Below are 1228 nucleotides of genomic sequence, written 5' to 3' on the forward strand. Positions count from 1 at the left end.
ATCCATATGAAAAAAGCAAAATATTATGGTTCAATAGATGTTGACGATAGTAACTTTAACGTAGCTCTAATAAAAACAGTTGGAGAAGAGCTTCTCCATTTTAAATGTAGTTCTAATGTAAGTGCAATGATAAAAAAGATAAAACAAAAAAATATTCATTTAAAAGATATCCAATTATGCTATGAAGCGACTTATCTTGGGTATACCCTATACCGGGAACTAAAGTCCAAAAGTATAAGGTGTGAAGTTATAGCCCCTTCTTTAATTCCTAAAACCCCAGGTAAGAAAGTAAAAACAGACCGACTGGATTGTATCAAATTAGCCCAATATTATTTAAAAGGGATGCTGACTCCTGTCCACATTCCAGATGAAGAAGATGAAACGGTCCGCGATTTAATACGATCAAGAAAATTATTAGTTGATCAAGTAAAAAAAATCAAAACACATATTATCAGCCTCTGCAAAAGAATGGGCTTTGACTATCGAAAGCAGAGAGGATCCTCCAGTGCCGCTTACTGGACCCAAATTCATTATAAATGGTTAGAAAAAGAAATTAACCAACTACCAGAAGGTTCTCCCTTACGGCTCAATCTTTCAGGCTTACTAAGCACTTGTAATAATATAGAGACCTTTATTTCCTCTTATGACGAACAAATAAGTGTAATCGCTGAACTTCCTAAATATAAGGACAAAGTAAAAGCATTGAATTGCTTCCGGGGTCTAAAGACCCTCTCCTCCTTGACTCTCACCACTGAACTGGGTGATATAAGGCGTTTTCCTCACCCTTCAAAGGTGACTGCCTATTCAGGGCTTTCTATTAGAGAATACAGTTCAGGAGGAAAAGAACTTCGCTTTGGAATTACAAAGCAGGGAAACCGCATCCTGAGAACTGTTGTTGTTGAAGCGTGCCAGTTTTCCTTCAAGCCTCCTAAAGTCAGTAATAATCTTAAAGAAAGAAGGATAGGGGCCGATCCCGAATATATTAATATTGCCGACCGCTGCATGCATCGGCTTAGTAAAAAATCTATGCGAATGTTTATGAATAGAAAACATAGAAATAAAATAAAGGTTGCCTGTGCTAGAGAAATGCTCTGCTTTGTCTGGGAAGCATTGCAAAAGGCAGCTTAAAAAACACAAACATATAAACTAATTTTATTAAAGGACAAGGTTAAGTTTAATAGAAAATTATTCAGCAATAAGATCTTGTATGGGATAGCCCACGAGTCAT

Annotated in this window: 1 protein-coding gene; it reads left to right on the forward strand. The window is 36.4% G+C overall.

Annotated features, from left to right (window positions below; genetic code table 11):
- The coding region (locus NUV40_00850) for an IS110 family transposase (GenBank protein ID MCR4342436.1) at positions 1-1128 on the forward strand (1128 nt) is incomplete at its 5' end.
- Positions 1129-1228: the final 100 nt, after the last annotated feature.

This window comes from Patescibacteria group bacterium, from assembly GCA_024654625.1.
Lineage (GTDB): Bacteria > Patescibacteriota > Minisyncoccia.